This is a genomic window from Streptomyces davaonensis JCM 4913, assembly GCF_000349325.1.
In the GTDB taxonomy this organism is placed as follows: domain Bacteria; phylum Actinomycetota; class Actinomycetes; order Streptomycetales; family Streptomycetaceae; genus Streptomyces; species Streptomyces davaonensis.
Genome location: NC_020504.1, coordinates 218,574 through 231,888, shown reverse-complemented (window position 1 = coordinate 231,888; position 13,315 = coordinate 218,574). Strand labels below are relative to the sequence as shown.

Sequence of the window (13,315 nt, the reverse complement as noted above, 5' to 3'; positions counted from 1 at the left end):
TCCCAGACCCGCTTCGACCACGGCTCTCAGAACAGGGGCACGCCCGGATCGAAGCCGAAGCGCACGCGGCCGACCGCCTCCAGAAAGGCCGCGGAGTGGTTGGCGTGCTGGAGTGCCACCATGCCGTCGCGGAACAGCCGCTCGACGGGGTTGTCGCGGTAGATCGAGGAGGAGCCGCCGAGTTCGTACATGGTCACGAGGACCTCGCGGCTCACCTCCGCGGCATGGCACATCGCCGCGTGCAGGGCGGCACGCTGCTCCAGGGTGGCGGGCGCGCCCTTCGCCCCGGACGCGTCCATGTCCGCCGCGGCGGACAGCAGCAGCATTCGGGCCGCCTTGAGCGCCGCTTCGGATCGGGCCACCAGCGCCTGCGTACGACCGGACTCCGCGGGCGTGCCACCGGTGATCGTGCTCTTGGTCGTGGCCAGGGACACCACCTCCTCGATGGCGCTCCGCGCGACGCCGAGCACCACCGCGGAGCAGCCGGGCAAGACGAGCGCGGGTACGAAGCCCTGGTAGAGGGGGCGTTGAAGGCGAGCCGGTACGTCGAAACGCGCCACCAGCTCGTCGGGGACCAGGGCGCTGTCGACGACCACGGTGTTGCTGCCGGTGCCGCGCATGCCGTTGACGTTCCAGGTGTCCTGGACCGTCAGCTGGTCCCGGCTCAGCGCGAACAGTCGTACGTCCGGGGTGCCGGCCTCGGTCAGGCGAGGGCCGCCGTCCGCCACGACGACACCGACCACGACCAGCCAGTCCGCCCGGTCGATGCCGCTGACGAGCTGCCACGTGCCGGAGAGTCGGTAGCCCTCCTCGGTCACCATCGCCATACCCGGCTGACCGGCGTTGGCGAAGACCGGTTCGGGACCGTCCCCCCAGATCCTGGCGGCGCCGTCCTCGCCGAGCAGGGCGGCGAGGAAGCCCCAGTTGGCGTTCCACACCGTCCAGGCCACCGAGGCGTCGAGGCGGGCGAAGCCCTCGTACACCTTCAACACCCTTTCCAGCGGGGCCTCGAACCCACCCACTTCCTCGGGGGTGAGCAGCCGGAAGGCGCCGCTGTCGCGCAGCTCACGCACCAGCTGGGCGGGCAGGTCGCGGTCGGCGTCCATCTCCTCGGCGGCGGCCCGCACGGAGGCCGCCAGCAGTTCGGGCAGGCGGAGGGGGTTGGTCTCGTGCGTACTCATGGGGATTCTCCATCGTGCGACGATCGGCAGCGTGTGCCGGTATGCGATGAAGATACGTGTGCCGTTGCCGCAATGCACACGTGTTCCCGATGTGTGGGTGTGTGTGAGCCCTCACAGCCAGGTGTCGAACCATATTCTGGCGTGCCAGTCAGGGTAGGGGATCGTCTGGCCGGTGTAGATCGGGAAGAAGTAGATGAAGTTCCAGGCGATGAGCAGAACCAGCACGCCCGTCGTCGCCACGCCCACGGTACGGCGGGTGTCGGACGCGCCCCTCGGACTCGCCACGGCGCCCAGCGTCATCGCTACGGCCAGGCACAGGTACGGGACGAAGACGACCGCGTAGAAGGAGAAGATCGTGCGGTCCTGGTAGAGGAACCAGGGCAGATAGCCGGCGCCCACCGCGCACAGAACGGCGCCGGCGCGCCAGTCGCGGCGCAGCGCCCAGCGGAAGAGCAGGTACACCAGTGCGCAGCACGCCGACCACCACAGCAGCGGGGTGCCGAGGGCGAGGACCGTCTGCGAGCAGTCGGCCGCCGTCTGGCAGCCGTCCTGTCCGGGCTTCGGCGACTGGTAGTGGAACAGCACGGGGCGGCCCTGGACCAGCCAGCTCCAGGGGCTGGACTCGTAGTCGTGCGCGGTGTGCAGCCCCACGTTGAAGTCGTAGACGGTGTACTCGTAATGCCACAGGCTGCGCAGCGGCGCGGGAATCCAGGACCAGGCGCCGCCGCGGCCGTCGGCCCAGTGGCGCCCGTAGCCGTCGTCCGAGAGGAACCAGCCGGTCCAGGTCGCCAGGTACGTCAACGCGGCGACCGGGACCAGCGAGAGGACCGACCAGCCGGCGTCCTTGCGCAGCACCGCCTGGTAGGGCCGGCGCGCCCCGGCGACGCGGCGGGCGCCGACGTCCCACAGCAGCGTCAGGACGACGAAGAAGGCGAGGACGTACAGGCCGTTCCATTTGCTGGAGGCGGCAAGTCCCAGGCAGACACCCGCGGCGAGCCGCCAGGGGCGGATGCCCGTCCCGGCGCGGTCGCCGGTCTGCGCGTTCGGCCGTACCTGGCCGTCCGTGCCGACCGGCAGGGCCGCCGCGAGCCGGCCGCGGGCCTGGTCCCGGTCGATCAGGAGACATCCGAAGGCGGCCAGGGCGAAGAACATGACGACGAGGTCCAGCAGCGCGGTGCGGCTCATCACGACGTGCAGACCGTCCACCGCCAGCAGCGCGCCGGCCAAACAGCCCAGGAGTGTCGAGCGGAACAGGCGGCGGCCTATTCGGCACAGCATGAGCACCGACAGCGTGCCCAGAGCCGCCGTCATGAAGCGCCAGCCGAACGGGTCCAGGCCGAACATCCACTCACCGAGGGCGATCACCCACTTGCCCGTCGGCGGGTGCGCGACGAAGGCCCCGGTGTCGGAGAGCGGTATCACCTGCGGGTCGGCGAGGATCTGCGGGTCGGCGATCTTGCGGTCCGGCCAGGTGCCCTCGTAGCCGAGCCGCAACAGGGACCAGGCGTCCTTGGCGTAATACGTCTCGTCGAAGACGACCGCCCGCGGCCGGCCGAGCTGCCAGAAGCGGATGGCTCCGGCCAGGACAGCGACGAGTACCGGCCCCAGCCACTCCATCACCTTCGCGACGCGGTACACCCGTTCCGGCGCGACACGTGTGAACTCCCACAGGCGAGCCGGTGGTTGCGGGAACGGTGGAACAAGACGCTCGCGGACGTCGGTGCTCGGGCGTGCCACGTATCCGTACCGGCGGAGGCGTTCCTGCCAGCTCCTGGGCGCCGTTGGCGGACGGGTCTCGTCGAGGACGGGGAAACCGGTCGTGTTGCTACTCGTCACCGGACGACCCTAAACGTCGTTCCCGTCGGTGAGTCGCCGGTGGCCGAAAGACGGCCATGGACCGTCAAGCGCAGGGCAGTTGAGGACTGCGCCTCAGTCCGGATCCTGCCGGTGCAGTGCGTCCCGCAGCGCTACCCGGGACGCGATGCCGAGCTTGGGATAGATCTGGTACAGATGGGCGCCCACGGTGCGGTGCGAAATGAACAGGCGCTCGGCGATCTGCTTGTTGGTCAGGCCGGACGCGGCCAGTTCCGCGATCTCGCGCTCCTGAGCCGTGAGCGACGCACCGGTCCCGCCATCGGCCGACGGGGCGGCCCGGCCGGCCGCCCGCAGTTCCTTGCGCGCCCGCTCAGCCCAGGCAGAGGCCCGCAGTTGCTCGAAGGCGCTCAACGCTGCCGCCAGCGGCGCCTTGGAATCGGACAGTGCCCGCGAGCGCCGCAGTCGCTCACCTCGCGCCAGACGCACCCGGGCCACAGTGAACGGCCACCGGTCCGCGTCCGGAGTGGCCAGCGCTGCGGCGAACAGGCGGGCCGCTTCGGCGTCGTCCTCCGTAACGAGTGCCTCGGCGGCGTCGGCCAGCAGGGCGAGCCGGGGCGAGAGCCCGGGTACGTTCGTCCGGCGCAAGGCGCGCACGTGGGCGACCGCCTCGGCGCTCCGGCCGGTGCGCACGGCGGCCTCCACCAGTTCGAAGAACACCCACGACGCGTGCGCGACGTACGGGGGGAAACTGCCTGCCGGGCTGATCGCGCTCACCCGCCCGAACGCCGCGTCGAAGTCGCCCTCGGCGATGTCCGCGAGCGCGTGCACGTGCTGGGCGCAGTGCACGGCCTCCCGGATGCCGCGCGGCGCCGCCCAGTTCGTCATCGCGTCGGCGAGCGCATGCGCCGTCCCGGTGTCACCCCGGGACGCGGTCACCAAGCCCTTGGTGTACTGGAAGAACCAGGTGCACACGGTGTACCCGGACTCCGCGCACTGGGTCAGTCCCTCCTCGGACAGCTCCAGGACCCTGTCCCACGCGCCGCGGTGGTAGTCCTCCAGGCACAGATGCAGCAGGGCACCGATGTGCCGGCGCACCGGGCCGCCCTCGCGGCCCTGCCGCACCAGCCGCCACGCCACCTCCCGCACCCCCGCCAGCCGGTCCGGGTACACCGCGGCGGTGCCCACCCGGACGATGCGGGCGGGGTCGGTCTCCGTCGCCGTCCCGGCGATGATCTCGTCGAGCGCGCGGAGTGTCGCCTCGTCGGCGTGGGCCGGGTCGCCCCACGTGCGGGCGGCCACCTGCAACAACGGCGGGGGAGCGGGACGCAGCCGGGACACGGCCGCGTAGAAGGGCGCCCACAACTCCTCGCGGGCCCCGTAGTTGCACAACAGCAGCAGAAAGTGCAGCGCGTCGATGAGCGCCGGGTCCTCGGCGTCGAAGCCGTGGTCGCCCTCCTCGATGGCGCCGACCAGCAGGCGGTGCGCCGTGGCCAGATCGCCGTCGCTGTTCAGCAGGAGCTGGACGGCGGCGGTCGCCGAACGCAGCGACGCGCCGTGCTGGGGATCCGCCCGCCAGGCGTCCTCCAGCAGCGCCGAAGCACCGCTCAGCGCGCCGATCGCCTCCGCGCCCACATACGCGGCCTCCGCCAGCCGGCGTGCGCGGTCGGTGTCGTGCGGACTGAGGTCAGCGGCCCGCGTGAGCGCGGCGATCGCGGCCACGGCGTCCCCGCGGTCCTGGATCTGCCGCGCCGTACGCTCCAGCAGGAGGGCCACCTCCTCGTCGGGCTGGAGGGTGGCTTCCCCCAAATGCCAGGCCCGCCGCTCCGGCTTGCCCGCCAGCACCCCCGCCAGGGCGCGGTGTGCCGTGCGCCGCGCGCTGCTCGTGGCCTCCTCCACGACCGCCGACTTGATCAGCGGGTGCCGGAACACCAGGCGACGCGGGGACTCCTCCACCCGCACCAGCCCGTCCTGTTCGGCGACATCCAGGGCACGTAGGTCCGATTCCCCCTCCGTCGCCTTGGCGGCGGCCGACAGCACTCCGAGGTCGCCGGTGCCGTCCAGGGTGGCGAGCAGGAGGAGCGTGCGGGTCGCGGCGGGAAGGGACCGGATCCGGGTGACGAACAAGGACTGCAGGCGCTCGCCCAGCGGCAGGACCGCCGGCAGGACCTGCCGCGCCCGGCGCTGGTCCGCGCGCAGGGCGCCGGGGAGTTCGAGCAGAGCCAACGGGTTTCCCTGGGCGTCCTCCAGCAGGCGCCGGCGCACCGGGTGAGCCAGGTCGGGGAAGCGCAGGTCGACGAGGCGGGCGGCGGAGTCGGTGTCCAGGGCGGGCAGCTCGTACGACGGAAGTCCGCTGCCGTCGAAGAAGCTACCCAGGCCGGTGCGGGAGGCGGCGAGGAAGCGGATCGGGCCACCGGACAGCCGTCGGGCCAGGAAGCCGAAGACTGCGGCGCTCGCCCGGTCCACCCAGGGGAGGTCGTCCACGAGGAGCAGCACGGGACCGTCCTGGGCCGCGGTTCGAAGCAGGCTCAGCGCGGCGTTACAGACGACCAGACGCTCGGGCGCCGCCCCGCCACCGAAGCCGAGGGCGACACCCAAGGCCTCACTGCTGGGAGCGGCGAGCCGGTCGAGAATGCCGTGCAGCGGGAGCAGGATCTGGTTCAGCGCCGAATAGCTGACGTCCGCCTCGAACTCGGCACCGGCTGCCCGCAATACGCGGGTGCCCTCCTGAGCGGCGGCCTTGGCGAGTGCGTCCAGCACCGCGGACTTGCCGACGCCGGGTTCCCCGGACAGCAGCAGCGTGCCCTCCGAGTCCCGCTCGAACAACCCGAGGATGTGGTCCAGGTCGCGCTCGCGGCCCACCAGGACGTCGGCGGCGCCGACCCGCACCGCATCAGTGAACATCACAGGCCACGCCCCTTTCCGCCCCCGGGCCGGAGGGGCCCCTTTCGGACGGAACGGTAGCGCAGGCCGCAGATCCGCGCCGCGCGGCGAAGGGCGGCAGGACGGTTCCGCGAGGAGCGCGTTCAGGCAAGAGGATGCAAGGCAGGTGTGCATACGTATGCCCGCTGGCCGACTGTCGTCCTCGCGTAGCCCCCGGAGCCCGGGTGAGGGGCGCCCTGCGAGCGGCGCGCAAACCGTAGGGCTCCCCCTATGGTCCGGCCGCACGGGCGTTGTGCATGCTGAGACTCATGTGCATCGACATCGTCGTCGTCGACGACGACCCCGGATTCCGCCGTATCGCCACGACGCTGCTCACGGCACGGGGCCTGCGTGTCGTGGCGGAGTCCGGGGACGGTGCCTCGGCGCTGGCCGCGGTGCGCGAACATCGCCCCGATGGGCTGCTGCTGGACCTGCACCTGCCCGACCTGGACGGGCTGAGCGTGGCGCGGCGGCTGACCGAGGAGGACGACCCGCCGCGGATCGTGCTGACCTCCACCGACAAGTCCTTGTGGTCGCAGGAGGAACTGCGCCGCGCGGGAATCGCGTCCTTCGTCGCCAAGGACCGGCTGTTCGACGCCGATCTGCGGAGCCTGTTCACCCGCTCCGCGCCCTGACATCGGGCCATCCGGACGTGGCGGCTACTGGCCGAGGTAGCGCAGCACCGCCAGCACGCGCCGGTGCTGCCCGGAAGCCGTCTGACTGAGCCCCAGTTTCATGAAGATGCCGGTCACATGGCGTTCCACGGCGGCGACGCTCACGAAGAGCTTCTGGGAGATCCCCGTGTTGGAGTGGCCCTCGGCCATCAGCGCCAGGACCTCCCGTTCCTTCGGCGTCAGCGCGGCCAGCGGATCCTCGGGACGCTTGCGTCCGAGCAGGGCTGAGATCACGTCGGGGTCGAGCGCCGAGTCACGCGCGACGACCCGCTCGATGGCGTCGATCAGGATCTGCGGGCTCGCCACCTTCTCCTTGAGGAGGTAGCCCACTCCGCTCGGGTCGTCCCCTACCAGGTCGAGGGCGTAGGAGGCGTCGAGGAACTGGGAGAGCACGATGACGGCCGTCTCGGGCCGCGCCGCTCGGATCTTCTGCGCTGCCCGCAGACCGTCGTCCTGAAGGCCCGGCGGCATCCGGATGTCGGTGATGACCACATCGGGCAGGTGTTCCTCCGTGGCACGGACCAGGTCCACCGCGTCCTCGACGGCCTCGACCACATCGATGCCTGCCCTGCGCAGGATGGTCATGACACCTTCGCGCACGATCGGCTGGTCCTCGCCGAGCACCGCCCGCAGTGGTTGGCTCATGGGCGGCATACTAGCCTGCCCGGCATCACGCATACATGGCGCGGGAACGGCACACCTGAGACTTGACCCACGGGCACACCTGCGGGGCGCCCCGGGGACAACCCGACACCTCTGCGCGTCGAAGCCCGGAACCCGTCCCTCCGGCTCTATCGGACCGGCGGAGAACCCCCACGTCACCCGACCCGAGTGTGGGGTGGACCCTACAACGACGTGGGGGCGCCCCCAGAACGGGCGAGGGAACGCACGACAGACCCAACGGCGCCCCGCTCCGAGACTTGGCGCAAGCGATCCATCAGGCCCGTTCGTCCAAGACATCGCCGTACGTCCCGAGCCATGCGCGGGAGCACGACCCCACGTTTTCAAGCCGGTTGACCGGCCGAGCCCCTTGGAGGCGACCATGAATAAGTGCTACCTCTCCCTGGAGATCACACACTGGGTGACGTCCGCCCTCCCTTTCAGACTGAGCTGCGAGTTCTCCTACGACACACAAGACCCGCTCGCCGTCACCCTGCTGCTCGACAGCGACGGGGAGCGGCCGGTGCGCTGGATCTTCCTGCGGGAGCTCCTGACCGAGGGCATGGCCGTCCGCTCCGGCGAGGGCGATGTGGCGATTTGGCCGGTGTTCGACCAGGACGGCGAGCCGTCCTCCTTCCGCGTGCTCTTGGGGTCGGACCACACGGCACTGTTCGAGATCCCCGCCGAGCCCGTGGAGGACTGGCTGTCCCGGACGTATGCCATGGTGCCGCTGGGGACCGAGCTGGACGGCGTGGACTGGGACGAACTGGTCCAGCTGGCGGAGTGACGCGACCGGACGGCGACGTACTCGCCGGGTTCACGCCGATTCCGGCACCGGGATCCGGATCAGGAGGGTGGTACCACCGCCGGGCGGGGAGTCGATGGCGAGGGTGCCGTCGAAGGCCGCCACTCGGTCCGCCAGCCCCAGCATCCCGCTGCCGCTGGAGGCTTTGCCCACGCCGCCTATCCCGTCGTCGGTGACGCGGATCCGCAACACGTCCCCGAATTCGACGGTGACGTCGATCCGGGAGGCCTGGGCGTGCTTGACCGCGTTGGTCACGGCCTCGGCCACCACGAAGTACGCGTTGGACTCGACGGTCGGGGAGATCCGCCGTTCGTCCCGACTCTCCACGACGGTGGGCACTGGGCACCGGGCGGCCAGGTCCCTGACCGCCGCGACCAGTCCCTTCACGGTCAGGACGAGGGGGTAGATGCCCGAGGCGAGTTCCCTCAACTCGTTGATCGCGGTCTGCGCGTTGTCGATCGACTGATCGAGCAGCTCGGTCGCGGTCGTCTCGGTGTCGGGAATCAGTTCCCGCGCCAGCCGAAGCCCGATCATCAGGCTCACCAGACGCTGTTGGGCCCCGTCGTGCAGATCCCGTGCCGTACGCCGGTGCACGGCCTCGGTGCTCTCCATGATGCGTCTGCGGCTGTCCTGGAGCGATGCCGCCATGGTGTTGAAGGAGCCGCCCAGTGCCGAGATCTCGGCAACCCTGCTGGGCGGAACCCGCACACTCAGGTCTCCGCCCGCCAGTTGCTCGGCCGCGGCGGCGGTTCCGCGTACCGGCCCCACCACCGCACGGTGTTGGAGCAGGGTGAAGACGGTGACGAGCGCGGTCAGCGCCGCGAGTCCCACGGTTGCGGTCAGCACCGCCTGGTGGCTGTTGGACCCCGCGGCGTCGGAGCGCTCCTCGAGCTGGGCGCGTTCGTGGGCCATGTACCGGTCGAACTCGGCCCGCAGGGCGTCGACGCGCTGTTTGCCCTCGGCCGTCATCGCGAGGCCGGAGGCGGTGGGGTCGCCCCGGCGGACCATCTGGACCAGCGGCACGGAGTAGTCGTTCAGGAAGGATTCGACGTCGCGCGTGATGTGCTCGGCGGCACGCTGCTGTTCGGGGGAGGTGGTGCTTTCCGTGAAACGCCGCGCCGCTGCGGGATATCCCGCGCGCGCTGCCCGCCACGGCTGGAGGAAGGGCTCCCGCTCGGTGATCACGAAGCCGCGCTGGCCCGTCTCCAGGTCGAGGAGCAACTGCTTCATGGCGCCCGCCTCGACGAGGGCTGTCCGGGAGGCACGCCGGGCCGAGACGGAGCTGTTCGCGTCGGCGATCGCCCACAGCAGGACGGTGAACACGACACATATCAGCAGGCCGAGCAGGCTGCCCGCCGCGACCGTCAGGCTCGTGAGCCCCAGTCGCCGACCCTTGTACCCCCGCCACGCCCTCATGCTCCGCCTACCGATAGAAGGGACCGACACACCTTGAGTGTGCAATGTATAGGCGGGCGGACGAAGTGTGTCCCCGACGGGGGATGACCGGCACGGTCACGGCGAGGCAGCGGGCCGGGTCCCGTCCTGCGTGGAATGGGCGCCGGGTGCCTCGGCGGTCCAGGACGTGAGGATGCGCAGGGCGTCGTGGGAAGGGCTGCCGGGTTCGGCGGTCAGGACCATCAGGCGTTGTCCGGAGCCGTCCGAGCCGCCCCAGGTGTCGCAGTCGAGGGTGAGATCGCCGACGAGGCGATGGCGGTAGTGCTTGGTCCCGTACGACGCGCTGTTGACGCGGTGTTCCGCCCACCAGGTACGGAAGTCCGTGTCGCGGACGGACAGCTCACCGACGAGCCGTGCGAGGTCGGGGTCATCGGGCCCGGCCGTGGCAGTCATCCGCAGCGCGGCGACCGCGTCCCGGGCGTCATGGGCCCACTCTTTGTGCATGCCGCGGATCACGGGGTCAGTGAACAGCACGTACAGGTAGTTGCGCCGGCCGGCGGGCAGGGCGGAGAAGTCGGTGTACAGGGCGGTGGCGGCGGGGTTCCAGGCCAGGATGTCCAGCCGCTCGCCGAGGACCAGGGCGGGAGCGTGGGTGAGCTGGTCCAGCAGGCGCCGCATGGCGGGCCGTACCCGCTGGGCGGGACGGCGGCGACGGGGCCGGTCGTCGGTTCGGCCGGCGAGTTCGTACAGGTAGCGCTGCTGGTCGTCGTCGAGGAGCAGGGCGCGGGCCAGTGTCGCGAGGACAGCGGCCGAGGCACGCACTCGGCCCTGTTCGAGCCGGGTGTAGTAGTCCACGCTGATCGCGGCGAGCCGGGCGACCTCCTCGCGGCGCAGCCCGGGCACTCGGCGCGCGGAGTCCGTCTCCGGCAGACCGCACTCCTGCGGATCGAGCTGCGCGCGACGGGCCTTGAGGAACGCGCCGAGGTGAGAAGGAGACGTCGGTTGCATGCTCCCCAGTGTGTCACGCGGTGTCGCGGAGCACGAGACATGTGTGAGGGGGAAGGTTCTTTCCCAGGCAGAAACCTGTCTCTTCAGCGGGCGGTGACGACGGTGCAGTGTGGATGTGTGCCCGGTGAGGCGCGAACCCCTCCCGAGGCCCCCGCCGTGGCTCGAATGTCCACTCAGACAAGGAGAGTTGATTTCATGACCAGGACCAGCGTCCGTTTCGACAGCGCCGGTGTCGAGATCGCCGCGCACCTCTACCTGCCCGACACGCCGGCCTCGGGTCCGCGCCCGGCGCTGGTCGTCGGCCACCCCGGTACCGGGGTCAAGGAACAGACGTCCGGCACGTACGCCCAGCTGATGGCCGAACGCGGCTTCGTCACGCTCGCCTTCGACGCCGCTCACCAGGGGGAGTCGGGCGGCCTGCCACGTGGACTTGAGGACCCCGCCCAGCGGGTGGAGGACTTCAAGGCGGCTGTTTCCTACCTCGTCACCCGCGACGAGGTCGACCCGGATCGGATCGGCCTGCTCGGCATCTGTGCCTCGGGCGGCTACTCCCTCGCCGCGACCGGCGGTGACCACCGGGTCAAGGCCGTGGCGACCGTGTGCACCGCCGACCCCTCCCGCCAGTTCCGCCTCGGCGCGGACGCCACACAGGACCCCGCGGTCTTCCAGACCCTGCTGGACGCCGCCGCCCAGGCACGCACGACCGCCGCCCGCGGCGGCGACCCCGGCGCCATGACCATGTTCCCCGAGACCGCCGAACAGGCCGGCGCGCTCGGTGGGCAGCACGGCGTCGAGGGGTACGAGTACTACTGCACCGCCCGCGGTGAGCACGAACGCTCCGCGAAGTCCCTGGCCTGGGAGAGCATCGACAAACTCGCCTTCTACGACGCCTTCTTCGCCGTTCCCCTCATCGCTCCCCGCCCCCTCCTGCAGATCATCGGGGAGCACGCTGTCACCGCCTGGATGGCCATCGAGGCCCACCAGCGCGCCATCGGCACCAAGGAACTTCACTGGATCAAGGGCGCGAGCCACGTCGATCTCTACGACAAGCGTGAGTACATCGACCTCGCCGTCGACAAGCTCACCGACTTCTTCGCGGCCGGCCTCGACAGCAAGTGATCATCCGTACTCCGGCTGCCTGCGGGCCTTTGGAGGGACGACCCGCGCGGCGTCACGCCACAGGTGAGCCGGCCTCTTCGCCGGCGGATGCCGCGATCAGGGCGGGCAGCAGCCCGGGGAAGCGCTCGTCCATCTCGTCGGCGCGCAGGGCGTTCATCTTCGTCGTCCCGACGTAGTACTGGCGGATCAGACCGGCCTCGCGCAGCACATTGAAGTGGTGCGTGAGGGTGGAGCGGGAGACGGACACGTCGAAGTTCCCGCAGCTGATCTCCTGTCCGGAGCGCGAGAGCTGCCGGACGACCGCACGCCGCACCGGATCCACCAGAGCCTCGAGCACCTGCTGGACGGAGACTCCCGCCAGCGCGGGATGCTCCACCGTCCGTGCGGCGGTGCGGGGGCGGGGCATGGCTACTCGCGGGAACGACGTCGGAATCTCCGCTGGCTCTGCCCATGAGTTGGGCGCCCGCAATTGCGGGTGGCTGGCGTTGCGTTGGTGGTCCAAGGAAAGGCGTCCCGCTTCCTGCGGGGAGATGCAGGTGCAAGGCCTGCCCAGCGCTCGGTTTCGGGGCCCGTTCCGCGTTCTGCGGACGGGCCCTGAGTGCTGTTCAGGCCGCGCTCGGAGGGCTGACCTCAGTGACGGGCGGGTTGAGGCGGGCGAAGCCCTCCTGGCGCTGGTAGGGGAAATAGGGGTAGGGCGCCGTCCTGGTGCTCGCCGCGTCGAGTTTCGCCATCTGGTCCGGGGTGAGGGACCAGCCGACGGCGCCGAGGTTCTGGCGCAGTTGCTCTTCGTTGCGGGCGCCGATGATGACGGAGGAGACGGTCGGCCGCTGCACCAGCCAGTTGATGGCGATCTGCGGGATGGCCTTGCCGGTTTCCTGCGCGATCTCGTCGAGGGCGTCGACGACGCGGTAGAGGTGCTCTTCCTCGACGGGCGGGCCGAAGTCGGCGGTGTCGTGCAGTCGGCTGCCGGCGGGCAGTGGCCTGCCGCGGCGGATCTTGCCGGTGAGCCGTCCCCAGCCGAGCGGGCTCCAGACGAGCGCGCCGAGGCCCTGGTCGAGTCCGAGGGGCATCAACTCCCACTCGTAGTCGCGGCCGATGAGGGAGTAGTAGACCTGATGGGCGACGTAGCGCGGATGGCCGTGCTTCTCGGCGACGGCGAGGGACTTCATCGCCTGCCAGCCGGAGAAATTGGAGACGCCGACGTAGCGGATCTTTCCCGCGCGGACCAGGTCGTCGAGCGTGGACAGGACTTCCTCGACCGGGGTGCCGGCGTCGAAGGCGTGCAACTGGAACAGGTCGATGTACTCGGTGCCGAGCCGGCGCAGCGCGTCCTCGCACGCCCTGATCAGGCGCGACCGTGAGGATCCCGCGTCGCCCGGGCCGTCACCCATCGGCAGGCTGGTCTTGGTGGACACGATCACCTGCTCCCGGCGGCCTTTGATCGCTTCGCCCAGGACCTCCTCGGACGCGCCGCCGGAGTAGACGTCGGCGGTGTCGAACATGGTGATCCCGGCGTGAAGGCAGATGTCCACGAGGCGGCGCGCTTCCCGTGCGTCGGTGGTGCCCCAGGCGCCGAACAGCGGTCCCCGGCCGCCGAAAGTGCCGGCACCGAAGCTCAGCGCGGGAACCTTGAGCCCGGATGCACCCAGCCGCCTGTATTCCATGGCCGTACCCCAATCTCCTCAGCCGATTCTCGCTAACGGTTCCGTGGTGCCGTTAGTATGAGGTGCCAAGCTAGC

General features: G+C 70.6%; 11 protein-coding genes. 3 read left to right on the top strand and 8 right to left on the bottom strand.

Going from position 1 to position 13,315, the window contains the following annotated elements; translation table 11 throughout:
* Positions 1-26: 26 nt before the first annotated feature.
* From BN159_RS01000 to BN159_RS00990, 3 genes are all read right to left on the bottom strand, one after another.
* Positions 27-1,181: an acyl-CoA dehydrogenase family protein gene (locus tag BN159_RS01000; protein ID WP_015654996.1), complete on the bottom strand. Its 1,155-nt coding sequence runs from the start codon at positions 1,179-1,181 to the stop codon at positions 27-29.
* A gap of 111 nt (positions 1,182-1,292) precedes the next feature.
* Positions 1,293-3,017: a dolichyl-phosphate-mannose--protein mannosyltransferase gene (locus BN159_RS00995; RefSeq protein WP_015654995.1), complete on the bottom strand. Its 1,725-nt coding sequence runs from the start codon at positions 3,015-3,017 to the stop codon at positions 1,293-1,295.
* A 93-nt stretch (positions 3,018-3,110) separates the two neighbouring features.
* The gene (locus BN159_RS00990; protein ID WP_015654994.1) at positions 3,111-5,897 is read right to left on the bottom strand and encodes an ATP-binding protein; all 2,787 of its coding nucleotides are present in this window, start codon (positions 5,895-5,897) and stop codon (positions 3,111-3,113) included.
* Positions 5,898-6,184: 287 nt separating this feature from the next.
* Here BN159_RS00990 and BN159_RS00985 point away from each other — a divergent pair, with 287 nt between their 5' ends.
* On the top strand, positions 6,185-6,550 hold the full coding sequence (locus tag BN159_RS00985) for a response regulator (RefSeq protein WP_041818687.1): 366 nt from the start codon (positions 6,185-6,187) through the stop codon (positions 6,548-6,550).
* A gap of 24 nt (positions 6,551-6,574) precedes the next feature.
* Here the strand turns inward: BN159_RS00985 and BN159_RS00980 are convergent, their stop codons facing one another.
* Entirely contained in the window at positions 6,575-7,234 is a 660-nt protein-coding gene (locus BN159_RS00980; protein WP_041818685.1) for a response regulator transcription factor, read from the bottom strand.
* 397 nt (positions 7,235-7,631) lie between these two features.
* On the opposite strand from BN159_RS00980, the gene BN159_RS00975 reads away from it, so the two are divergent.
* Positions 7,632-8,036, top strand: coding sequence for an SsgA family sporulation/cell division regulator (locus BN159_RS00975; RefSeq protein ID WP_015654991.1), 405 nt, complete (start codon positions 7,632-7,634; stop codon positions 8,034-8,036).
* A gap of 30 nt (positions 8,037-8,066) precedes the next feature.
* Here the strand turns inward: BN159_RS00975 and BN159_RS00970 are convergent, their stop codons facing one another.
* Together BN159_RS00970 and BN159_RS00965 are read right to left on the bottom strand one after the other, a co-directional pair.
* Positions 8,067-9,470, bottom strand: coding sequence for a sensor histidine kinase (locus BN159_RS00970; RefSeq protein WP_015654990.1), 1,404 nt, complete (start codon positions 9,468-9,470; stop codon positions 8,067-8,069).
* A 96-nt stretch (positions 9,471-9,566) separates the two neighbouring features.
* Complete coding sequence (locus BN159_RS00965) at positions 9,567-10,457, bottom strand: helix-turn-helix domain-containing protein (RefSeq protein ID WP_015654989.1); 891 nt, start codon at positions 10,455-10,457, stop codon at positions 9,567-9,569.
* 195 nt (positions 10,458-10,652) lie between these two features.
* Between BN159_RS00965 and BN159_RS00960 the strand changes: the two genes are divergently transcribed.
* Complete coding sequence (locus BN159_RS00960) at positions 10,653-11,576, top strand: alpha/beta hydrolase (RefSeq protein WP_015654988.1); 924 nt, start codon at positions 10,653-10,655, stop codon at positions 11,574-11,576.
* A gap of 52 nt (positions 11,577-11,628) precedes the next feature.
* Here the strand turns inward: BN159_RS00960 and BN159_RS00955 are convergent, their stop codons facing one another.
* Both BN159_RS00955 and BN159_RS00950 read right to left on the bottom strand, forming a co-directional pair.
* Entirely contained in the window at positions 11,629-11,982 is a 354-nt protein-coding gene (locus BN159_RS00955; protein ID WP_015654987.1) for an ArsR/SmtB family transcription factor, read from the bottom strand.
* Positions 11,983-12,181: 199 nt separating this feature from the next.
* Complete coding sequence (locus BN159_RS00950; RefSeq protein WP_015654986.1) at positions 12,182-13,240, bottom strand: aldo/keto reductase; 1,059 nt, start codon at positions 13,238-13,240, stop codon at positions 12,182-12,184.
* Positions 13,241-13,315 lie beyond the last annotated feature (75 nt).